This is a genomic window from Paenibacillus sp. 37, from assembly GCF_008386395.1.
GTDB classification, from domain to species: domain Bacteria; phylum Bacillota; class Bacilli; order Paenibacillales; family Paenibacillaceae; genus Paenibacillus; species Paenibacillus amylolyticus_B.
Map to the genome: position 1 here is coordinate 5,830,024 of NZ_CP043761.1, position 21,122 is coordinate 5,851,145.

Here is a 21,122-nt window from a genome sequence, read left to right on the forward strand (position 1 = left end):
TTTCAGTACACGCAAAAAAGCCCCTGATATCATGCCCGTGCAAAACGGATACAATTCAGAGGCTATCTATTAAAGGGATTGCAAACTGCTTATTTCAAAACAAGATTGGGAAACCGCTGAACAACTCAGTTTCTTAACAATCTTTATCAGGTACACCCGCGTCTTCCTTCGTACGGAAAGAAGATCCACAGCCACAAGTCGCTACCGCGTTCGGATTATGGATGGTGAACCCACCCGTCATACCGGACTCTTCAAAATCAATTTCGAGACCATCCAGATACTTCAGGTTTTCCTTCTCGACTACAACCTTCATGCTCTGAATATCCATATACAGGTCCTCATCGGACTCTTTATCGTCAAAGCCCATGGCGTACGAAAATCCGGTGCAACCGCCTGGTGCTACGCCAAGACGCAGGAACATACCAGGTGTCTCTTGCTGTGCAAGCATCTCTTTCAATCTGTCAGCAGCCGTTTCGCTGATGTTAATCATGCCAGGTCACTCTCCTTTTTCATATAAAATCAATGTTCAAAAAGGGCGCTTTTCAATACCAAGAAGATGGGATGAAGATAGAAATGGAGTAGCGGAGCGTAGGCAAAACTACGTGAGCAACTACAATGTTTCCAAAGGAAACATACTTCGTAAGCCTCCCGCCTATTTCGGTGAATCCCATATTCGACGCTGAGATGCCGCTATGCATCCCTCGTAATCAAAAGCGTACTTTTTGAACAACCTTTCATTAACTCTTCTTTAAATTATACTCCACCCCGTCAAGGGTCTCAAGTCATGTTTGCCTCTTTCCGCGTTCCCCCTGTACTCCTTTTTCTTCCCAGTGTATTGAACCCCCGGGACACGAGGTTTATAATGAATAGGTGGTCGCACTGAAATGTCGTTATTTTGTCATGACTTATTCAGACGATGGTCATAATTGGAGTTGTAATTTTTTTCACATTTCGAGACTGCAACGCAGTCCCCAATGCATATATGAGTCAACAGACTCCATTTTTTGAAAAAATTTAGCTTTCATATGCAGCACGCGCTGCACCGGGTAAATAAGAGTTAGTCCAACTAAGAAGGCGGCAGTTGACCGCATCTTTTCTATGTAGTTCTGTATGCAGATCCTACACACAACTCAAATCCGGTTAAGAACAGGAGGAAATAATATGTCTACATTGGTAACACCGTTCACAGACAAAAGAATGGCTGAAATCGTCGAGAAAGTGCAGAACGGCGTAAGGCTGAGCGTGGAAGACGGCGTATATCTGTATGAAACAGATGATCTGCTGACTTTGGGCCAGCTGGCCAATGAGGCCAACCTGCGGAAGAATGGTAAGAAAGTATATTTCATCGAGAACATGAGTCTTTACTTTACGAACGTATGCGAAGCCCACTGCGCTTTTTGTAATTTCCGCAAAGACCAGGGTGAAGAAGGCTCCTATACATTATCCGGTCAGGAAATGATCGATTATGTGGAACAGCATATTCATCCGGGCGTACGTGAGTTCCATATCGTAGGCGGACATAACAACCATGTTCCTTTTCAATATTATGTCGATTCCCTGCGTGCTTTAAACGAGAAATATCCGGATGTTACACTGAAAGCTTACACGGCAGCCGAGATTGATTTCTTCACCCGGATTAGCGGACTCAGCATCAGAGAAGTTCTGCAAGAGCTGCAAAAAGCAGGTCTGAAAACATTGACTGGTGGCGGCGCTGAGATTCTGTCGGATGAATATCGCAAAAAAATGCGTGTAGACAAAGCCAACGTGGACCGTTATCTTGAGGTGCACCGAACAGCTCATGAGCTGGGCATGCGTACACATACTACGATGTTGTATGGATCGATCGAATCCTATGAGGATCGCGTTAACCACATGGTGCAGATTCGTGAATTGCAAGACGAGACCAACGGATTTATGGTCTTTATCCCTCTTTCCATGCAGCCAAAAAGTAAAAACGCAAGCATTATGCGTCGTAACTCGGCATATGAGGATCTCAAAACAATTGCGATCAGCCGTCTGATGCTGGATAACATCGATCATATCAAAGCATACTTCATTAACATCGGTCCACAGCTGACTCAAGTCGCTCTTGGTTTCGGTGCTTCGGATGCACATGGTACGATCGTTCGGGAACGCATTAGTCATGCGGCAGGTGCACTCACACCTGAAGGCCTTACACGTAAAGAGCTTATATGGCTCATTAAGGGTGCAGGACGTATTCCGGTAGAACGTGATACGTTCTACAATGAAATTCAAGTGTACGAATAGGATATAACTCCATCCACAACCAATATTGCACCAGCACCACTCCAGAACGCAGCTTTCATGATAGGGAGACGTTTGAATTCGAGTGGTGCAAACTGCTGAATAATATCTACAATTTTCAATGTCTACTTTTCAATTATTCAAATCATAACAAAAGGAGCAGCTATGTTATTGCATAGCTGCTCCACAGTTTACAGCCCCATTTCAGTGGGACTGATGCAGAAAGGAAGCCGAGTCATGAAAAATTTCGTCATTCTTGGAGGCGGCTATGGCGGCCTCACCATCATCAAGGAACTTCTGGAAGGTAAAATTCCATCCGATACACAAATTATTTTGGTGGACCGCAGCCCCTTTCAGGGATTAAAGACAGAATATTACGCACTCGCAGCAGGAACCGTATCTGATTATGACCTGCGTATCCAATTTCCAGTGAGCGATAAAGTCACTTACCGTTATGGAGAAGTTACCTCGATTGACCTGGAACAGCGTCAGATTGAATTTGAAGGCCAAGACCCGCTTGAATACGACAAGCTTGTCATCGGACTTGGTTGTACAGACCGTTTCCACAACACACCAGGCGCAGAAGACTACAGCTGTACCATTCAAAGCTTTAGCAAAACACGCGAGACTTACCTGCGACTTAATGAAGTCAAAGCCTATGGCAATGTGCATATCGTAGGCGGTGGATTAAGTGGTGTCGAGATGGCAGCCGAACTTCGTGAGAGCAGACCCGATCTAAACATCAGTATTCTGGATCGTGGTGAACGTGTATTATCAGCCTTCCCGCAACGTCTGTCTGTGTATGTGCATGAATGGTTCAACGAACATCAGGTAGAGACACGCGGGCATATCGCCATTTCACGTGTTGAACCTAATGCCATCTATAACCGGGATGAACAGATTCTAACGGATGCTGTCGTGTGGACTGCAGGCATTCAGCCCGTAAAAGTGGTACAGGATCTGGACGTGACCAAAGACCCTCAAGGACGTGTCGTCCTGAATGAATACTACCAAATCCCGGAATATACCGATGTCTATGTGGTTGGTGACTGTGCCAGTGTACCTTATGCACCTAGCGGTCAAGCTGCGGAAGTACAGGGTGAGCAGATCGCCCATATTCAGCATGCCCTCTGGAAAGGCGAAAAGCCCAATCCACATCCACTCAAGCTTCGTGGCACACTCGGTGCACTCGGCAAGAAGTCTGGGTTTGGGCTGATGGGCAAAACGTCCATGATGGGACGTGTACCTCGTATTTTGAAAAGTGGTGTGCTCTGGATGTCCAAGCGTCATCTCGGTTAGTCGAGATCGAGATCGTCCCATGCATCGGCTTCGGCAACTTTGGCCAGAATGGCGTTATATAGATCTTCCACTTTGTCCGTGATGACAACTTCGCCATTTACCAGTGCAAATGGAGTCATAGAACATTGGCCGCAGTTGGTGAGGCAGCCATATTCAATCACGTCATAGTCTGGATTTTCTTCCAGTTGATCCATGACTTCATCTGTGCCAAAATGCATATTATTGGCACAAAATTCAATAATCGGTCTCATTTAAGTTCACCTGCTTTGTTTGACCATTTTAATTTGTGGCCATTTGTAATATAATATAGGAAGGAAAGGAGTTGAACAATATGAGCGAAAACGCACAAAGCACCATGTATGATGAGGTATCTGATGTGCTTGATAAACTTCGTCCGTTCCTGCAGCGCGATGGCGGTGACGTGGAACTGGTCGACGTGGAGGACGGCATCATTAAGCTGAAACTGGTCGGTGCCTGCGGCAGTTGCCCAAGCTCCACCATTACCTTAAAAGCCGGGATTGAACGTGCCCTTCTCGAAGAAGTTGAGGGTGTACAAGAAGTCGTACAAGTATTCTAATCAATCCTTCACGAAATAAACCTCAAGAGCCTTTCGCTTCGCATGAAGCGGAGGGCTCTTTTTTTGTGTGCATATGCAGAGAGTCCATGTTCACAGTCACCTTGACCCGTTTCCACGTACAATCCTTCAATTCACCTTTTAAGTATCCTCGCGCTGTATGGTTGGACGAATCGGATCAAGTCCTCCAGATACATCCATAATGTTACCTGTTATAAAATCGGAATGATCAAGGCACAGATACGTAATCACTCGTGCAATATCTTCACCGCTGCCTGGTCGCCCTCTTGGCGTTTCCTCATCGGTGATGCCTGCCATTTCATCAATCGTTTTCTCTTTGTTCGCACCACGAATGTCACCTGGACATACCATGTTAACCGTAATTCCATACGGAGCTTCTTCAACCGCTAGCGTCTTTGTAAAAGATACCAGACCCACCTTGGCAGCCGCATATACGGCGCGATGAGGCCAGGATCTCGCTTCTCCAGCGTGACTGAAGCCAAAATGGATAATGCGTCCCCATTGCTTGCGTCTCATCTCTGGCAATACACGCTGATCCAGTAACATCGGTCCCAACAGATTACCCTGCACAAGCATCTGGACCTCAGCTTCAGAATAATCCGCAAATAATCGTCGTTCACGGACAAATGGACCCGCGTTATTCACCAAAATATCAATACTGCCCAGGTTGCCTTCCACCTGCTCAACCAATGAAGAGATATCTTCCACCTTGGATATATCAGCCTGGATGGCAATGCACCGCACACCCTTGGCTATAATCTGAGCCTTTAAAGCCTCAGCTTCTATTCTGCTGTGTACATAGTTGAGGGCAATATGACACCCTTGATCTGCCAGACTGAGGGCCGTCATTTTACCAAGACCTTTGGCACTTCCCGTTATGAGGGCAACTTTTCCCTTCACGTTCATCCCCCTCTTCAAAGAGCAGTCACTATCCAGTATAAAAGATTTATCGTCCTCCTACAACTCGCTTATCCACAAGGGATTATCCACCTTTAATTCCAGATATATCTTGATTGAAATCGAGCACCTATGGTACTGTCGAGGATATAACCCGAAAGGACCTTTACATAAATATGATTAACAAAAGATGGATATCATTTCTTACATTTTTAATGTTGAGTTTATTCACAGTCTTTAGTGCCTTACAGGTATCAGCGGCCAGTGAGAGTGAGCAAGCGCCTGATGAGTACGATTGGATTATTGGACCAGCATCTGTCTCTATGGACGGTAAGGCCACCCTGGAGGTCCCTGAAAGCCATTCCTATCTTGATAAGGCCAATACCCAACGCTCGATACTTAACAGTGATGGGAAGCCTAACGGGAATGAAATCGGAAGCCTAACCAGCAATAGTGAATTCGGCTCGTGGTATGTTGTGTTTGAATACGTGAAAACAGGTCATATTCATGATGACGATCAAAATTTGAGTGCCGAAGAACTGTTAAGCAGTTATATCCGAGGCACAGAAGAAGATAACAGAGAACTTGATCCTAAATATAGAACGTACATAACGGGGTGGGAAATCGAACCGGCATATGACAGTACCAAACATCAGTTGGTTTACTCCCTTGGTTTTAAGAATGCTGATCAGCAAGCCATGGTCAATTACAATGTAAAACTCCTGACACGCGAAGGGTACATCACAGCCATTCTGGTTACAGATACGGCCAACTTTCAACAGAGCCGCCAGACATTCGAGGAAACTGTCCTTAATCAACTTCACATCAATGCAGGATATACCTACGAGGAGTACAATGCTTCGACTGACAAAACATCCACCATAGGGCTCAACAGTCTTCTGATGGGCGGGATCGGGTACACGGCTTCCCAGAAATTCAGTGCTCTTCTTTTGCTCAAAAAAGGATGGGCTTTGATCCTCGTTGTCGTCCTTGGGTTAATCGGTTGGATCAGATACAAGATCAAAAGCTCACACGGAGAAGAAGAAACACTCTCTCCCTCCGAGAGAACGTACCTGCAGGAAGCAGATGAGCAGCAGTATGCTGATCAGAATGAATTATCCTACTACCGCCAATCTGGACATCCACCCAACGCGGAGAAACAAGATAAGCCCTAACCCTTCCCTTATTAATCCCCACGTCAGCACAGATTAGGAAACATAAAATAAGCCGTATATCTCTTCAGAAGAGATATACGGCTTATTCTTAATAGCTTCACAACATATCATACATATCGTGAATTATTCAGTTGCAGGTTCAACTGCACCTTTATAACGTTCTTTGATGAATGTTTTCACTTCTTCGGAGTGCAGAGCAGCAGCCAGTTTTTGGATTGCATCTGCATCCTTGTTGTCCTCACGGGAAACGAGGATGTTTGCGTATGGGTTACCTTGCAGATCTTCGATCAGCAAAGCATCATTCGCTGGATTCAGGTTTGCTTCAAGCGCATAGTTAGCGTTGATGAATACCAGATCCGCTTCATCCAATTGACGAGGCATCATGGCTGCATCCAGCTCGATAATATTCAGATTTTTCGGATTGGCTGTGATATCTTGAATCGTAGATGTAATATTTGTGTTGTCTTTCAGCGTAATAATGCCTTCCTTCGCAAGCAACAACAGTGCACGTCCACCATTGGATGGGTCATTTGGAATGGCTACTTTTGCGCCGTCAGCCAATTCATCCAAAGACTTAATCTTCTTGGAGTATCCACCAAAAGGTTCAACATGAACAGGTGTTACAGTAACGAGGTTGAATCCACGTTCTTTATTCTCTGTGTCCAGATAAGGCTGGTGCTGGAAGAAGTTTGCATCCAATTTTTTATCAGCAAGTTGCTGGTTTGGTTGTACATAGTCATTGAACGTAACGACTTGTAAACGAATACCTTGTGCTTCCAGCTCAGGCTTGATGCTTTCCAGAATCTCTGCGTGTGGTGTAGGTGAAGCTCCAACTTTCAATTCAACTGTACGTGGTGCCCCTGCTGAATTGTCTGCGCCGCTATCGGCGTCCTTGTTGTTTCCGCAAGCTGCGAGAACCACAATTAACATAAGACTAAGTAGAGCAAAAGACCATTTTTTCATGTGTAAAACCCCTTCTCTAATCATTTTTTTCATGTGGCGTCCGCATGAATGCATATCCATCATGTTATCTATGTGTTATTTCCTGGTGAAAAATGTAACCAAGCGATCTCCGGCCATCTGGAGAATTTGCACAAGAATGATCATCGACACTACGGATATAATCATGATTTCATTTTGATAACGGAAATATCCATAGTTGATTGCCAGTGTTCCCAGACCTCCACCACCAACCATGCCCGCCATCGCCGTATAGGAGACAAGCGTAACGATGGTGATCGTTATACCCGCAAGCAGTCCAGGCAGTGCCTCAGGCAGTAAGACCCGTCTTACAATCTGTCCGGTCGATGCGCCCATCGCCTGCGCAGCCTCAATGACACCCCGATCAACTTCTCGCAACGTCGTCTCCACCAATCGAGCAAAGTAAGGAGCTGCTGAAATAACTAAAGGTGGTATAACACCTAACACTCCTGTAGCTGTACCGACGAGTATACGAGTGAATGGAATAAGAGCAACAATCAATATGATAAATGGAACTGAGCGCAAAATATTCACAATCAAGGACAATATAATGTACACCGTCCGTGATTTGATCGAAGCAGATCGGGCTGTCATGAACAGCAGAACTCCGAGCGGTAAACCAAAGATTACGGTGAACAAGCCTGATACACCCAAAATTTGCAGCGTCTCAATAGAGGCTTTACCAACCTCTTCCCAACGTACGGTTGAAAAATCCATCTAACGAAGCACCTCCACATCAAGTCCCTCTGCGGTTAATTCTGATATCGTCCGATCAATCGCAATGGAATCACCCTCGAACCGAACGGTCAGCTGTCCATAAGGCACCTGTTTAATCGTAGAGATTGTACCCTGCAGGATGGCAAAATCCACGCCTGTCTTACGTACCGTTCTCGACAAAATCGCTTCATACGTTTTGTTACCCAGAAAGGATATCTTCACAAGTTTGGAAGCAGCACCTGCCTGCAATTCAATGCCTGCATTCGCCAGAGCGGTCTCTTCCAGAGCGAGTCCAGCTTCATGGTCACGCATCATGAAGTCCCGCGTAATCGCATGCTGCGGCTTCAGGAACACTTCGGTTACAGGTCCCTGTTCCACAATGCCACCTTGATGAATGACAGCTACCTTGTCACAGATGTTCTGAATGACATGCATCTCATGTGTGATCAGCACAATCGTAAGGTTGTACTTTTCATTAATGTCGAGCAATAACTTCAGGATTGAATTTGTCGTCTGCGGATCAAGTGCCGAAGTAGCCTCATCACAGAGAAGTACATTCGGATCACTTGCAAGTGCTCTCGCAATCCCTACACGTTGTTTCTGTCCACCCGATAATTGAGCTGGATATTTTTTGCTATGGTTCTCCAGGCCAACGAGATTGAGCATTTCCTTCACTTTGCGATCAATGGCATCCTTTGGTGTATTCACAAGCTTTAGCGGAAAAGCCACATTATCATATACCGTTGCCGAAGATAACAGATTAAAGTGTTGAAAAATCATCCCGATCTTGCGTCTCTGTTGCTGCAGTTCGGTTTTGCTCAGTTCAGTCAGGTTGATCCCATCAACCCATACTTCACCCTCCGTAGGCCGTTCTAGCAAATTAATGCAGCGAATCAATGTACTTTTGCCCGCTCCAGAATGCCCAATCACGCCGTAGATTTCGCCCTTTTGGATGTTCAAATTCAGCTCGGATAACGCTGTTGTAGATTTTGCCCCTTTGCCGTACGTTTTCGTTAAACCTTTTAATTCAATCAATCGCACTTGCCCCTTTCCAACCACCTACATGTATCTTTACCCGATCTAAAGGAAAACTCCCCTTAAAGTACAAAAAAAGAGCCCTTTGCAGAAACAAAGAGGGCTCTTCACGTGAAAGAATATACCTTCTCATCTGCCAAAATCGTGCCTTGCACCATTTTGTAGGAATTAGCACCTAACATCTATAACGAATGATACATGTATCATGTCATTACAAATCGGTTGCCGGGCTTCATCGGGCCTGTCCCTCCGCCGCTCTCGATAAGAAATATGTTATTGTAGGATTTTATAAGTTCATGTAGTTTATGCTTTATAATGTGAATGTAACTTTTGAGAAATATCATTTCATTCTTCGTCATTGTAACACTCTAATTGAAACTCAGTATATTCCAAGTATTCCGATTTGTCAAAGGGAATTATTTCTTTTCCATATTTTGTTAATATAACGATAAGAGGCTGTTAACGTTTCACAGACCATATCGACGCCCTGACGCATTTCCTGCACATGCTGATTCAAATCCTCCAATTTCACTTTACCTTGCAAGGTCTGGTGTAACTGCCACAGGTCATCATGCATTTCTGAGTTCATGTAGTGAATTTCCATATTACGTCGTTTGCGCAGCTTGCTCATCGGCTCACGATAAGAGTCCTTGATCTGTATTAATTGCAACGCAAGATCATGGTGCTCCCTCGCATAATCGAACTGCCTTAACACTGTAAAATAAGAAAAATGCGCTTTGGTATTTGAAGTATTCAACTGGAATATTTCATTTAGTACCGTACCCACTTTATCCAGGATGGCAAAGCAGCGGATAAAGCCATCTTTGTAGAAATACACATACCGTGCATACTCTGCTTTTTCAGTCGCCGTCATATCATCCGTTGAGCCTGCAACGACCTTATTGCGAAAATGAGCAGCAGCGAAACAGCTTTGCTCTAGTTCATCCAGTGAGGAGATAAGTCCCTGAGTCCACACATACAGTTTCCGATAGTCATGCGTGGGATCATGGTCCACATGCATTTGTCGTTGAAATAACTCAAGCGTATGCGCCATTGCGTCCATCGCTGCCTTCAATTTACCTTCGTTTATACGTGGCTTTTCCCCCAACAACGTTCGCAGCATATCTAACCTCCTCTTTTCCAAATCAACAAGAATTCATCACCGTAAACGTAACACATCATCCATTCCGTGTAATTGCTGCTTGCCATAGGTTGCCCTGATCCCCCTGACATCAAACAAAGTCCACCTGTCCAATGATGTACATCACTGGATGGTGGACTTTCATATTTAGCCCAAGTACCTTTGGAAAAAAGAATGGATCTATATCTTAGAAACGATTAGCCGGGCGATGCAGCTTGTACACCAGGAAACTCATATACGTTAAAACTCCGAATAATATGGCGATATCCAGCATATGAGCGAGAGCTACAAACATGTATACTTCCGGACGGTTCATTGTCACCATCATGAAAATACCAATGACTACTTGCATCAGGATGAGAACAACGGATACCACGCCAAGGGTCCGCATTTCCTTGTTGTCCGGATGATTACGGTAAGCGAAGTGACCCAGAATTGCGATAACAATCACGAGCGACGCTGCTGCTGCACGGTGAGCAAAAGCAACCGCTACCCCACCCGAAAGCTCAGGAATAATCTGCCCGTTACAGAGCGGAAATCCGGAACATCCGCCAGCAGAATCCGTGTGACTCACAAATGCACCCGTGTATACCACGAGATATGTGTAAATAGTGGAGAACCAGACCAGATTCCTGAATTTTTTACTAACCCGAGGGTATTTATTCAGGCGTTCCAATCCGCCATCTTTAGCCTCCTGCCTTATGCCCAGCGCCATCATTAGAGAACTGGCAAAAGCAATCAGTGCAAAACCAAAATGCAGTGCCATGACTGCTGAAGATTGGGAGAAGACGACGGCAAAAGCACCCATGATTCCCTGGACGATAACAAATACAAGAGTTAAGAAAGAAAACAATTGCAGGTCACGGCGTGACTTGCCGAACTGCAGAAAAGCAACAAATGAGGCAATGGACAACAGTCCAGCCAGTGCACTTACAGCGCGGTGGGAATATTCAATGAGTGAAGCCACAGTATGTGCCGGAACGAGTTTTCCGTTACATAAAGGCCATTCTGTTCCGCAGCCAAGGCCTGATTCCGTTTTGGTTACGATGCCTCCACCAAAAGTGGCCAGAAACATGACAAGACAGGTTAATACGGTTAACCATTTAAACAAAGTTAAGTGTTTCAAATTTTTCTCACCCGCTGTTGGTTTAAGATGGCGAAGAATATTCTCCGCTTGTTTCGGTACTTTGACACTTATTTCACAACTAAATTCATTATACCGGATAAAATGTTCATTGACGTCGCGCTTTGTGACAAAATGTTAACGTCTGGTGAAATAATGACCCGCAGGTCATTGGGGTTATGTTATTTGGGGGATAGCCAGTTGAATTGTGTCTTAAACAGAGTTCAGAACACACAAACGCCATTTCCCTATTTCAAGAGAAATGGCGTTTCATCTAGTATACCCTTTAACAACATGAACCTGTCATACATTTATATAAGTTCAATGAAAAATTTACACAATAACGGAGAGGACAGAAATAGCCTGAAGAAGCGAAGCTAAAAGCTTTCTGAAAGAAAGCTGCATCGAAAGCATATGCTTCGCCTTTATCCCCGGATTTCCCCCTAATAAAAGGGATCAAAGAAATCTGGGGATAACAGCGATCAAAAGGTTATTCTGTCATCGGAGTGCCTGTGTGAATATTCATCATTTGAACTTATATAACATTATTTATGGATCGTGTTGTACACCTCAACTGCGCGATCCAGGAACTGCTCGATCTCTTCTCTTGACTTGCGCAGCTTGTTCACATACCGTACGAGTTCGCGGCCATCTGTATACGCCACAAAGCTTGGAATGCCAAGAATATTCTGCTCTTCACTAACGGTTCCAACCTGATCCACGTCGACCTCAATCAAAGTCAGTTCACGTGCATATTTCTCTTCAACCTCAGGCATAAACGGATCGATGTATTTGCAGTCACCGCACCAGTCTGCCTTGAATACGGCAATCGTCAAACGTGGGGATTGGATGGCTACATCAAAAGCCGGTTTGGAAGTAATCTGTTCCATTCAGTTCATCTCCCTTTCTGTACCTTGTCTTACCCTAAGTGAAGCAAATTGGCGAGTGGAAGTCAAATAATCAGCGCATACTTAGAATAAACCACATGGTCTGTGAATTTAAACCCAGAACATCATGAAAGGATGTCACATCATGACTTCCACCAGAACCGATTCTTCCAGCGAACAACATCACGGGTCCCTCCTGCAGATGGTCCGTTCCATTCCGGGTGCTGCCCGGGAAATCTGGCGTGGCAAACAGGCTGCATGGCAAGCGTCAGCACAGCTTCGTCACCCATTGCGTGACATCGAGTGGGATACCGATACGGCAGCTGCCCTACAGTCTGAGGTGGAGCGTCTGTTACCTGCCAGCAGCAAGTCTTTTGCACGTACGGACCAGGTTCAAAGCGCACTCGTCTGCGAAGAAGATTGCATCATCCTGGAAGAGATTAAGACACTGACCCAGGAACATAATCGGAGTAATATCACCCGCACGGCAGCTTATCTGGAATGTTATGAGCAATACCCTGAACTCCATTGGGCACTGCTGGCCCATATGGTCTCTCGCAACGGCGGATATCACATGACAGATCTTCAGAGTGACTTAATGCATAATCTACAGAATCAGAGCGATCGCGAGTATATGTATCGGCTGCTGGAGCGGTGCAATGCACTCATTTTCCAGGATGCCTATCCCCAGCTACTGCTGTATATGAACAGTCGCCGGATCGGACGAAGCTGTTTCCATCTCTTGTCACACTTTCACGTATCGGCGTTTATGACGCCGTTTTGGGAACGCTTTTGGCTGGAACGATGCAGTTCACTGCTAAGTGTGGCATTAATTATTAATGAGCAGAACTATATCGAGAGCCGGGTGGTGCAGCATCCTTATTTTCAAAAAGAAGTACTTTCGAAACCCGCATTCCATCTGCATAATCTGGCGGGTCTGAATCATATCGTCTTTCCTCTTGGACGGGGAACAGGACTCGCAGGACGCGTCATTGAACATTTTGGAAAGTTGGATGAGCGGATCATGTTTGGTAAAGGCCTATATGCCTTGTTGTTTGGCGTGGAGCAAGTACACTCACAAGTGTTGGAGTTCGCACGTTTGGTTCCCCATCGTGGCTCGCGCGCTGAATATTGGCCTGGTCTGTTTACCAATCGTGAAGACGAGGCGGGTGAACATACATTATACGCTCAGGCGTTACTGGATGAGGAATGGCTTCCAGAAGGGCAACGATTATATAGTCCGGAACTGCTCTCCGTATGGGGTGACACGCCTTATGAACCGATCACCAGACAGGACTGGCTTCAGACTCGGGATAGTCTCGGTTATCTGACGGCACCTCGCCGCCCATGGCTGTTTGAGATGAGTCACGAACACCGGTATGGCATGCTGAAAACAGCACTGGCTCATGATGCCAAAGCCATCACACACTAATGCTAAAGGTCATATAGAGCAGTCAAAGACGGATGATGGGAATACCTTTATACACTGCTATCCTTGCTTGCTGGGCTAATGTGGAGTTCAGTTGCTCAGCTCGCCTTAACTATACAAAAAGCCCTGTCCGCTTCAATAGCAGACAGAGCTTGTATCCTATTTTCATAAAATATTTATGCTTGAATAATGCACTTTGTATTTTTAACCTCTTTGCCCGGCTCCACGTTGAAGACGCATAAGTGGACGGAGAATTTTTTGCAGAATACGGGGGTAACTGCCCAGCTCGTCCTTGCGCAGTACACGCAGCACAACCATGAGAATCAGATACACCACCACCACAAGCACACCAACCACAAGGCAGGTAAACAAGAAGGATACACGCGCTGGCAGGAACAGTCCAAAGATCGTATTCCCAATCCAGTTCGTTGCAAATCCTACACCTGCTGCAAGCAACACTGTAATGATAAACCCTTTCCAACGATCTCCCATGATGGAGAAATCAACGATTTTGCGAAGGACCCGCAGATTCAGGTACGTGATGACCAGGAAACAAAGGGCCGTTGCAATGATAATGCCGTAAATGCCAAAGATCGGCGCCAGAATCAGACTTGCGATCAGTTTGATCACAACACCTGCTGCGACACTGATCATAGTAATTCGTGGTTTCCCTACCCCGAGTAAAATGGAGTTGGTGGTCATCATCGTAATCTGGAAAATAGTACCGAATGTTAACAAGGCAATGATCGGCGTTCCATCCAGATTGGTAAACAGCAATCCGTTGACCGAATATGCTGCCGCACAAAGCGCAATGACAATCGGCATACCTGTCAGAATCGAAATGCGCAACGCAAGTGTCACCTGACTCTTCAGATGCGCTTCATCCTTGCGGGCAAATGCTGCTGAAATGACAGGCACCAACGATTGACTTAAAGCGATAGCCAGAATCGGAGGAATACCCGCAATACTTTGGGCTTTCGCACCCAGAATCGCAAGTACACCAGTCGCTTCTTCGAGTCCAATCTGGCCACTAAGCAGTGGTACCACAAGGGATGAATCGATGAAGTTAATGGCTGGAACCGCAAGTGAGGACAGCACAATTGGAATAGACAGCTTGAAGATATCACTGTAGATACCTCTCATCGGTAACTGCTCTGCACGTTCGTAATTCAATTGGGCCGCACGGTCGCTACGACGCAGCTTCAAGGTGAAGTACAGCATGACACCGAAGGCACCCACACTTCCTAATACCCCGCCAAATGAAGCACCTGCAGCAATCGTCTGGTCATCATAATTCCATTGCAGCATGACATAAGCCACGATAATGGCTGTACCTACACGGGCGAACTGTTCAACAATCTGTGAAATACCACCCGCTGTCATGTTGCCGCGTCCCTGGAAATATCCACGCATCATCGCAATGGCCGGGAACAGCAGCAAGGCTGGAGCCAAGGCGCGAATGGCGCTGACCGATGCCGGTACTTTGGAGACATACGTGGCATAATAAGGTGCAGCGAACCACAATAAAGCAGACATGACTACCCCCGCGACAGCCGCAAAGATCAGGGCTGCACGGTAGATCTGTTGGGCTTCACTCGCGCGTCCGAGCGCATAGCGTTCCGATACCATTTTACTAAGTGTACTCGGTATGCCCGCCGTTGCTACAGTTAACAGCATTAAATATACCGTATTGGAGATCGTAAACGATGCGTTACCGACATCTCCAAGGATATGCTCCAGCGGCACCCGTTGAACCAATCCGAGTACTCTCGCGATTAGCGCAGCTGCTGCCAGAATAAGCGTACCCCTAATGAATGTTTCTTTCTTAGACAAACGAATTCCCCTTCTTTCCTCCACACCGGACATGCATCCCGTTGAAGCTAATCCTGAACGTTTAGGCGAATCTTACCACCCAGATAATAAAGAGAACAATCATGACGATTTGCAAAATAATTTTCATCACGGTACTCGTAAATAACCCCACGACCGAACCAAATCCAACTTTTGACGCTTTGGAAGGTGAAGACCCTCCGATCAGTTCCCCGATAAAAGCACCGATAAATGGTCCCAATACCAGTCCGAATGCCGGAATGACAAATGGGCCAATGATAACACCAATGGTACTCAGCGTGGTCGATAACTTGGAGCCACCGAACTTTTTCACACCCCATGCGCTGACGACATAATCAGCCACAAACAACACAACAACAATCAGAATCTGAATGATCCAGAACCACACACCAAACGGATCAAAGCTGAAGAACCAGCCGTAGACCAGAAACGCGAAGAAAATCGCTACAGCACCAGGCAGTATGGGATATACTGTTCCAGCCATCCCCACTGCAAACAGCAGCACAATTAAAATCCAGGCAATGGTTGCGAGCAAAGGTTACTCCCCCTTCAAAATATGTTCACGAATCACTTCGACGATGCCGTCTTCATTGTTACTCGCTACGATCAGATCAGCCGCTTCCTTCACCTGCTCTTGCGCATTGCCCATGGCTACACCAAGACCCACGGCCTCAATGACAGCCAGATCATTCAGACTATCTCCGACAGCAACAACTTCGGACATCTCGATGCCCAGCAGCTTGCAGACTTCGGCTACACCACTTGCTTTGGATACGCCAGCAGGGTTGATCTCAATATTAACGGGTGAGGAATTTGTCATTTGCAGACCACCCATTTGTTGCAGTTCCATCATAATCTGGTGACGAACTTCATCCACTTCGGTATTAAAGCCGAATTTCAGCCATTCCAGACCTTCAATATTGTCCGTCCAGCGATCACGGTTGAACAGCTCTTCCACGGAGTATGCCCAGTACCAGCTGTTATATTTCTCACCGATCTCCTGCATTCTGCGAATCAATACCGGGTCCATCAGATGACGCATATGCAGATCATGCGGAGCTTTCCAGACCTCACTACCGTTAACGGTAACCATTGGTGTCTCCAGTCCAAGTTGAACCGCATAAGGCATCGCGTGGAATACGGCTCTTCCCGTTGAAAGGCACACATGTACACCCCGACGAATGGCAATCTGAATCCACTTGGCGGTCTCCTGTGTAATTTCATGATTATCGTTAAGCAATGTTCCATCCATATCCAATGCAAGCAATTTGTATTTCAGTTCACTCATACAGTAGTTCCTCCTAGGTTGTCTCTCTATTTCTCCCTAATTTTAAACATTCTTTCACAACAAGATCGCCCGGCATCCGTAAAAACGGACGCTCCGGACGTCACAGCTAACGACATTTTACCACAGATCATCTATATGCAACAAAGAACCCACTCACGATTGAACCTTCTTACTATATACAAGTGGTGTCTGTTCCAAGCTATGCACACCATCCCTCCCCTTTTATTCGGAGTTATCCATACTTTTTTTGTATCGTATACATTCTTAAACCAAAAAGGTCCACCCCATTCAGGATGAACCTCTTTTAACCGCTTCTAGTTTAACCTTATTACTCCGCACAGCCATGATGAAATCTAATCATGCTCTGTCTGGCTTGTTTGCTGCAAACAAGGATTGGGACATCAGATCCATTGTTTGTTTGTATATGGTATGGGCTGCTTTTACATCGCCGAGGAAGCCACCCATATACAGATGGATTACACCATGCAGTGATGCCCATATCGTACTTACAAGAGTCCCGGTATCTTCCTGGTCCGAAATCTGTCCTTGCTGCTGGGCGGTGCTGATTAGAATTAGCAAACGGCGTATGGCAGTCATCGTTCCCTGCATACTCTCTGCATCCGGCTTAAACTCGGCAAAAGCTCCTCCAAACATCAGCTTGTAGTAACTGGTATAATCCTGTGCGAACTGCCAGAAGGCTTCGCCCAAATCCAGCAAATGCTGCATGAGATCAGAGGACGGCGGCACTTCTTCAAAACGCTTCGCCAGCAATTTGCAACCCTCCAGATACAACTGCTGGGCAAGACCTTCTTTATTAACAAACAAACTGTAAATGATCTTGGTAGAGCAGCCCATCTTTTGCGATACTCTGCGTACAGTAACAGCCTCCGGCCCTTCTTCCTGCAAAATGGCTGCTGCCGCATCAACCACAAGCTTTCGGAGATTATCCGTATTTTGCCGACGAGCTTCCTGATATGTTTTTAATGCCCGCCCCGTGGATGGCGAAGGTTTGTCTTCGTCACTGATAAGGATCACCTTCATTTAGTTATCACGTTTCTGACCGGAAACGAAGTTTCCGACTTCTAACAGGCATTCTAACCATTCGTAGAAAGATTGTCAATGAAGCTATCACGTTGAAAAAAAAGGTTTGACACCAGCACAACTTTTTGGTTACGATGATTCCTGTTAGAAACAGTGTTACCAAAAATGTTTTATGCCAATTTTTAATTGGTATTTTTTCCGGACAATCGGTAACATCGTTTCTTTGAGAAAACATCGTATTCAAAGTGTAGATTGCCCCGCAAACAATATTAGGAGGATTACTAATGTCAACAGAACAAAAACAACGCAAACGATCCACTGGTCAACAAATTCGTAGATGGAGCCTGACCCTGCTAGGGGTAATTGTGCTGGGAGTCATTGTATTCCTGCTAATGCCCGCCCCGGTAGAACCCGCGGTTTGGTCTGCACCTGCTGCTCCTTCTTTTGAGAAGGAGGGTCCCTGGAAAGAAAACAACAAACTTAGCTCCGCTGAACTGGTTACAGACCTCGCGAAATTCCCGGAATTTATCACTTTTGATAAAAAAGGGCGACTGTATGCGGGTGACTCCGACGGCAAAATTTACAGAGTAACCTTTGACGCCGAGGACAAGGCACAGCCAGCAGAGGTATTCGCCGATACCCACGGAACACCTAATGGACTAAAATTTGATGCTGCCGGTAATTTGATTGTGGCAGATATTCAGAAAGGGCTGCTGTCCATTGACCCGATCGGAAATATCGAAGTATTAACCAATGAAGTAGATGGAGGGCCGATCTACCTTGCGAACGAACTGGACATTGCTCAAGACGGAACGATATATTTCTCCGATACCTCTAACTATGGCAAGGTCATGTTCAAAGAAATCGCCGAGAATAAACCGCATGGACGATTGTTGAAATATGATCCTCTGACCAAGCAAACAACTGTACTGCTTAAGGATTTGTATTTTGCCAATGGGGTCGTACTGTCTGCCGAAGAAGACTTCGTGCTAGTCGCAGAATCGTATCATTATCAGTTGACCCGGTACTGGTTAAAAGGCCCCAAACAAGGCACCTCTGATATTTTCGCGGAGAATCTGGCTGGATTTCCGGACAATATCACCCGTGACGCACAGGGACACTTCTGGGTAGGGGTATTCACAACCCGTCTGTCTTTTGCCGATTACATGCATAGTCATCCTTGGTTAGCAGCGACGATGTCCAAAGTTCCACAGTCCTTGTTAAATGGAGCCAGTGCCCCGGTGAAACACGGACTTGTTGCAGAATATGGACCAGAAGGAGAGCTTATTAGTAGTTGGCATGATCCGGAAGGAACATTGTATGGCATCACCACGGCCGTAAGCCAAGGGAAATATTTATATCTCGGAACCGCACCGGGAGGAAGCCAAGGGGTTCATCGGGTGCCTTTGAAACCGTAAGGATTGTTATATTCCTCTACCTCATTCCACCTTTAGGCATCTCAATAGCAGCTCACTCCAGCAGGAGGGGCTTCTATTGAATTTTTCTTCGTTTACAATCCAATCAAAAAAACCGCCTGCAAAGCAGGCGGCTAACAATCTCTATGAATTAACGTGCCGCGAATTTGCGACGAGCGTAACGGAATACGATGCCATGTTTCGGTGACAACAGCAGTGCAAGAACAAACAAAATTCCAGCAACAGCTACCATGCAGCCCGCGATGGAAGCATCCAGGGCATATGCCATGATGTAACCTCCAACCGAGGATGCTGCTCCGATCAGGACGGCATACAGAATCATTTTGCCCAGACGATCTGTGAGCAGGTAAGCCGTTGCCGCAGGTACAATCAGCATACCCACCACGAGAATCGAACCAACACTTTCAAATGAAGCTACGGACGTCATCGAAACGAGTCCCATGAGCAGATAGTGGAACAGCACTACTGGAATGCCGCAGGCTGCAGCCAGCGCCGGATCGAAGGCACATAGCTTAAACTGTTTGTAGAACAGCCCAATGACGACAAGGATGACCAGCAAAGTAATACCCAGCATCCAGACCGCCCTCGGCCCGACATCCGTACCTCCAAGGGTTAGTGTATCCCACTGTACATAAGCGATCTCACCGAACAAAACACAGTCCAGATCCAGATCAATATGCTGGGCATTCAGACTAATCAGAATGACACCTACTGCGAAGAGTGCAGTAAACACAATTCCGATTGAGGCATCAGACGAGAGTCCTCCCGCCTGCAAACTCTGTATGAAGAACACCGTCAGTAGTCCAAACACCGTTGCACCAAGTAGCATCCACAAGGAATCCCTGGAACCACTCCACAGGAAAGCAATCGCAATGCCGGGGAGAACCGCATGGCTAATCGCATCACCGACCAGAGCCATTCGCCGCAGAATCAAAAAACAACCGAGGATGGCGCAGGCGGAAGATACCAATACGGCCGTCAAGATAATCCAAAACGTTGCCATTACATCTCCCCCCGTTCCTGCTGATTTCGCTGTATGGCGAGAGTCTGAAGTGTAGCCCGCTCTTCACGCATATACGCCGACTTTGCCTGAATACTGCGCAACCGTCGAGCTAATAATCCACGACGCGGAGCCAGCAAGGCTGATCCAGCAAACAATGCCGTAGCCGCAAGAACGGTTACAGGTCCTGTTGGCAGATTAGGTACAAGCGTACTGAAGATGGTGCCTGTTGCACCGCTCAATGCACCAAATATGCCTGCCAACACCACCATCAGTGCAAGTGAGTCGGTCCAGCAACGTGCCGCTGCTGCTGGAGTTACCAGCAAGGCTGCAACAAGCACCACACCAACGGCCTGAATCCCGGCAACCACCGCGATTACCGTTAAGAGCAAAATGAGCTGCTCCAACATCGCAACTGGCAGTCCCATACCACGTGCAAATCCCGGGTCAAAACTCACCAGTTTGAATTCCTTGAACCAGGCAAGACATGCAATCAGTAATACTAGACATACGCCTCCCATAACATACACATCCGTCATGACCATGGATGCCGCCTGCCCAAACAAATATTTATCAAGTCCGCTTTGGCTTCCACTCGCCCCATGCTGGATGCGCGTCAGCATCACTACACCAACCCCGAAAAAGACGGTAAGCACAATTCCCATCGCCGCATCCTGCTTGATTCGGGAGTAGCGTGTAATCCACGAGATTCCGAAGGTAGCGACAATGCCAGCCACCAGAGCACCGAACAGGAATAATCCGACCGACTTCGTTTCCGTCAACATAAATGCAATACAGATCCCAGGCAGAGCAGCATGAGCAAGGGTGTCCCCCATCAGGCTCTGTTTACGAAGAAAGGTGAAGGAGCCAATAATTCCGCTACTGAATCCTAACAACAGACAGCCGAGCAATATCCAACGTGTATTGGGGTCAGATAAGATGGCAACGATCCAGTTCCACAT

21 protein-coding genes and 1 riboswitch are annotated in these 21,122 nt (G+C 46.4%); of the genes, 6 read left to right on the forward strand and 15 right to left on the reverse strand.

The features are described 5' to 3' along the window. Nucleotides 1-133 precede the first annotated feature (133 nt). The gene (locus tag F0220_RS24945; protein ID WP_036605753.1) at nt 134-490 is read right to left on the reverse strand and encodes a HesB/IscA family protein; all 357 of its coding nucleotides are present in this window, start codon (nt 488-490) and stop codon (nt 134-136) included. Nucleotides 491-1,161: 671 nt separating this feature from the next. On the opposite strand from F0220_RS24945, the gene mqnE reads away from it, so the two are divergent. Together mqnE and F0220_RS24955 are read left to right on the forward strand one after the other, a co-directional pair. Continuing rightward, nucleotides 1,162-2,268 carry an aminofutalosine synthase MqnE gene (mqnE, locus tag F0220_RS24950; protein ID WP_091020813.1) on the forward strand — a complete coding sequence of 369 codons (1,107 nt, stop codon included), beginning with the start codon at nt 1,162-1,164 and terminating at the stop codon, nt 2,266-2,268. A 234-nt stretch (nt 2,269-2,502) separates the two neighbouring features. Continuing rightward, a complete protein-coding gene (locus F0220_RS24955) occupies nt 2,503-3,564 on the forward strand; it encodes an NAD(P)/FAD-dependent oxidoreductase (RefSeq protein WP_091020812.1) in 1,062 nt (353 codons plus the stop codon). Here the strand turns inward: F0220_RS24955 and F0220_RS24960 are convergent. Continuing rightward, on the reverse strand, nt 3,561-3,815 hold the full coding sequence (locus tag F0220_RS24960; protein WP_105601302.1) for a YuzB family protein: 255 nt from the start codon (nt 3,813-3,815) through the stop codon (nt 3,561-3,563). The genes F0220_RS24955 and F0220_RS24960 overlap by 4 nt on opposite strands. 80 nt (nt 3,816-3,895) lie before the next feature. On the opposite strand from F0220_RS24960, the gene F0220_RS24965 reads away from it, so the two are divergent. Continuing rightward, on the forward strand, nt 3,896-4,141 hold the full coding sequence (locus tag F0220_RS24965) for a NifU family protein (RefSeq protein ID WP_053783253.1): 246 nt from the start codon (nt 3,896-3,898) through the stop codon (nt 4,139-4,141). Between the two features lie 138 nt (nt 4,142-4,279). Here F0220_RS24965 and F0220_RS24970 read toward each other — a convergent pair whose 3' ends face one another. Then, nucleotides 4,280-5,059, reverse strand: coding sequence for an SDR family oxidoreductase (locus tag F0220_RS24970; RefSeq protein WP_091020811.1), 780 nt, complete (start codon nt 5,057-5,059; stop codon nt 4,280-4,282). 212 nt (nt 5,060-5,271) lie between these two features. Between F0220_RS24970 and F0220_RS24975 the strand changes: the two genes are divergently transcribed. Further along, nucleotides 5,272-6,231 carry a DUF2167 domain-containing protein gene (locus F0220_RS24975; RefSeq protein ID WP_188310498.1) on the forward strand — a complete coding sequence of 320 codons (960 nt, stop codon included), beginning with the start codon at nt 5,272-5,274 and terminating at the stop codon, nt 6,229-6,231. 123 nt (nt 6,232-6,354) lie between these two features. On the opposite strand, the gene F0220_RS24980 is transcribed toward F0220_RS24975, so the two are convergent. The 6 genes from F0220_RS24980 to F0220_RS25005 form a co-directional block, all read right to left on the reverse strand. Continuing rightward, the gene (locus tag F0220_RS24980) at nt 6,355-7,194 is read right to left on the reverse strand and encodes a MetQ/NlpA family ABC transporter substrate-binding protein (protein WP_105601305.1); all 840 of its coding nucleotides are present in this window, start codon (nt 7,192-7,194) and stop codon (nt 6,355-6,357) included. A gap of 75 nt (nt 7,195-7,269) precedes the next feature. After that, a complete protein-coding gene (locus F0220_RS24985; RefSeq protein WP_105601307.1) occupies nt 7,270-7,929 on the reverse strand; it encodes a methionine ABC transporter permease in 660 nt (219 codons plus the stop codon). Next, nucleotides 7,930-8,964 (reverse strand): methionine ABC transporter ATP-binding protein, encoded by a 1,035-nt coding sequence (locus F0220_RS24990; RefSeq protein WP_105601309.1) that lies wholly within the window; start codon nt 8,962-8,964, stop codon nt 7,930-7,932. Between the two features lie 126 nt (nt 8,965-9,090). Further along, nucleotides 9,091-9,232, reverse strand: a riboswitch (SAM riboswitch). Between the two features lie 138 nt (nt 9,233-9,370). Then, nucleotides 9,371-10,087 (reverse strand): Cthe_2314 family HEPN domain-containing protein, encoded by a 717-nt coding sequence (locus tag F0220_RS24995; RefSeq protein WP_091020807.1) that lies wholly within the window; start codon nt 10,085-10,087, stop codon nt 9,371-9,373. Between the two features lie 205 nt (nt 10,088-10,292). After that, nucleotides 10,293-11,231 carry a COX15/CtaA family protein gene (locus F0220_RS25000; protein WP_091020806.1) on the reverse strand — a complete coding sequence of 313 codons (939 nt, stop codon included), beginning with the start codon at nt 11,229-11,231 and terminating at the stop codon, nt 10,293-10,295. 542 nt (nt 11,232-11,773) lie between these two features. After that, complete coding sequence (locus F0220_RS25005) at nt 11,774-12,118, reverse strand: thioredoxin family protein (protein ID WP_017692403.1); 345 nt, start codon at nt 12,116-12,118, stop codon at nt 11,774-11,776. Between the two features lie 142 nt (nt 12,119-12,260). Between F0220_RS25005 and F0220_RS25010 the strand changes: the two genes are divergently transcribed. Further along, nucleotides 12,261-13,547 carry a DUF2515 family protein gene (locus F0220_RS25010; RefSeq protein WP_105601310.1) on the forward strand — a complete coding sequence of 429 codons (1,287 nt, stop codon included), beginning with the start codon at nt 12,261-12,263 and terminating at the stop codon, nt 13,545-13,547. A 201-nt stretch (nt 13,548-13,748) separates the two neighbouring features. Here F0220_RS25010 and F0220_RS25015 read toward each other — a convergent pair whose 3' ends face one another. The 4 genes from F0220_RS25015 to F0220_RS25030 all read right to left on the reverse strand — a co-directional run bounded on the left by F0220_RS25015 (nt 13,749) and on the right by F0220_RS25030 (nt 17,724). Continuing rightward, the gene (locus F0220_RS25015) at nt 13,749-15,377 is read right to left on the reverse strand and encodes a putative polysaccharide biosynthesis protein (protein WP_105601312.1); all 1,629 of its coding nucleotides are present in this window, start codon (nt 15,375-15,377) and stop codon (nt 13,749-13,751) included. A 61-nt stretch (nt 15,378-15,438) separates the two neighbouring features. Continuing rightward, nucleotides 15,439-15,879: a DUF456 domain-containing protein gene (locus tag F0220_RS25020; RefSeq protein WP_047841365.1), complete on the reverse strand. Its 441-nt coding sequence runs from the start codon at nt 15,877-15,879 to the stop codon at nt 15,439-15,441. Between the two features lie 54 nt (nt 15,880-15,933). Then, a complete protein-coding gene (locus F0220_RS25025; RefSeq protein WP_091020802.1) occupies nt 15,934-16,683 on the reverse strand; it encodes a Cof-type HAD-IIB family hydrolase in 750 nt (249 codons plus the stop codon). A gap of 357 nt (nt 16,684-17,040) precedes the next feature. Continuing rightward, entirely contained in the window at nt 17,041-17,724 is a 684-nt protein-coding gene (locus F0220_RS25030) for a TetR/AcrR family transcriptional regulator (RefSeq protein WP_181155553.1), read from the reverse strand. A gap of 284 nt (nt 17,725-18,008) precedes the next feature. On the opposite strand from F0220_RS25030, the gene F0220_RS25035 reads away from it, so the two are divergent. Next, a complete protein-coding gene (locus tag F0220_RS25035) occupies nt 18,009-19,142 on the forward strand; it encodes an SMP-30/gluconolactonase/LRE family protein (RefSeq protein WP_105601313.1) in 1,134 nt (377 codons plus the stop codon). 148 nt (nt 19,143-19,290) lie between these two features. Here F0220_RS25035 and F0220_RS25040 read toward each other — a convergent pair whose 3' ends face one another. Both F0220_RS25040 and F0220_RS25045 read right to left on the reverse strand, forming a co-directional pair. Next, nucleotides 19,291-20,163 (reverse strand): metal ABC transporter permease, encoded by an 873-nt coding sequence (locus F0220_RS25040; RefSeq protein ID WP_047841304.1) that lies wholly within the window; start codon nt 20,161-20,163, stop codon nt 19,291-19,293. Then, on the reverse strand, nt 20,163-21,122 hold the full coding sequence (locus F0220_RS25045) for a metal ABC transporter permease (RefSeq protein WP_091020798.1): 960 nt from the start codon (nt 21,120-21,122) through the stop codon (nt 20,163-20,165). The genes F0220_RS25040 and F0220_RS25045 overlap by 1 nt, the downstream gene beginning before the upstream one ends.

Excerpts from the sequence above, each read along its gene's own strand:
- F0220_RS24985 (WP_105601307.1), bottom strand. The coding sequence starts at position 7,929 with ATGGATTTTTCAACCGTACGTTGGGAAGAGGTTGGTAAAGCCTCTATT.
- F0220_RS24980 (WP_105601305.1), bottom strand. The coding sequence starts at position 7,194 with ATGAAAAAATGGTCTTTTGCTCTACTTAGTCTTATGTTAATTGTGGTT.
- F0220_RS25030 (WP_181155553.1), bottom strand. The coding sequence starts at position 17,724 with ATGAAGGTGATCCTTATCAGTGACGAAGACAAACCTTCGCCATCCACG.
- F0220_RS25045 (WP_091020798.1), bottom strand. The coding sequence starts at position 21,122 with ATGTGGAACTGGATCGTTGCCATCTTATCTGACCCCAATACACGTTGG.
- mqnE (WP_091020813.1), top strand. The coding sequence starts at position 1,162 with ATGTCTACATTGGTAACACCGTTCACAGACAAAAGAATGGCTGAAATC.
- F0220_RS25020 (WP_047841365.1), bottom strand. The coding sequence starts at position 15,879 with ATGGCTGGAACAGTATATCCCATACTGCCTGGTGCTGTAGCGATTTTC.
- F0220_RS24995 (WP_091020807.1), bottom strand. The coding sequence starts at position 10,087 with ATGCTGCGAACGTTGTTGGGGGAAAAGCCACGTATAAACGAAGGTAAA.
- F0220_RS25010 (WP_105601310.1), top strand. The coding sequence starts at position 12,261 with ATGACTTCCACCAGAACCGATTCTTCCAGCGAACAACATCACGGGTCC.
- F0220_RS24955 (WP_091020812.1), top strand. The coding sequence starts at position 2,503 with ATGAAAAATTTCGTCATTCTTGGAGGCGGCTATGGCGGCCTCACCATC.
- F0220_RS25035 (WP_105601313.1), top strand. The coding sequence starts at position 18,009 with ATGTCAACAGAACAAAAACAACGCAAACGATCCACTGGTCAACAAATT.
- F0220_RS25040 (WP_047841304.1), bottom strand. The coding sequence starts at position 20,163 with ATGGCAACGTTTTGGATTATCTTGACGGCCGTATTGGTATCTTCCGCC.
- F0220_RS24965 (WP_053783253.1), top strand. The coding sequence starts at position 3,896 with ATGAGCGAAAACGCACAAAGCACCATGTATGATGAGGTATCTGATGTG.
- F0220_RS25025 (WP_091020802.1), bottom strand. The coding sequence starts at position 16,683 with ATGAGTGAACTGAAATACAAATTGCTTGCATTGGATATGGATGGAACA.
- F0220_RS24975 (WP_188310498.1), top strand. The coding sequence starts at position 5,272 with ATGTTGAGTTTATTCACAGTCTTTAGTGCCTTACAGGTATCAGCGGCC.
- F0220_RS24960 (WP_105601302.1), bottom strand. The coding sequence starts at position 3,815 with ATGAGACCGATTATTGAATTTTGTGCCAATAATATGCATTTTGGCACA.
- F0220_RS24945 (WP_036605753.1), bottom strand. The coding sequence starts at position 490 with ATGATTAACATCAGCGAAACGGCTGCTGACAGATTGAAAGAGATGCTT.
- F0220_RS25005 (WP_017692403.1), bottom strand. The coding sequence starts at position 12,118 with ATGGAACAGATTACTTCCAAACCGGCTTTTGATGTAGCCATCCAATCC.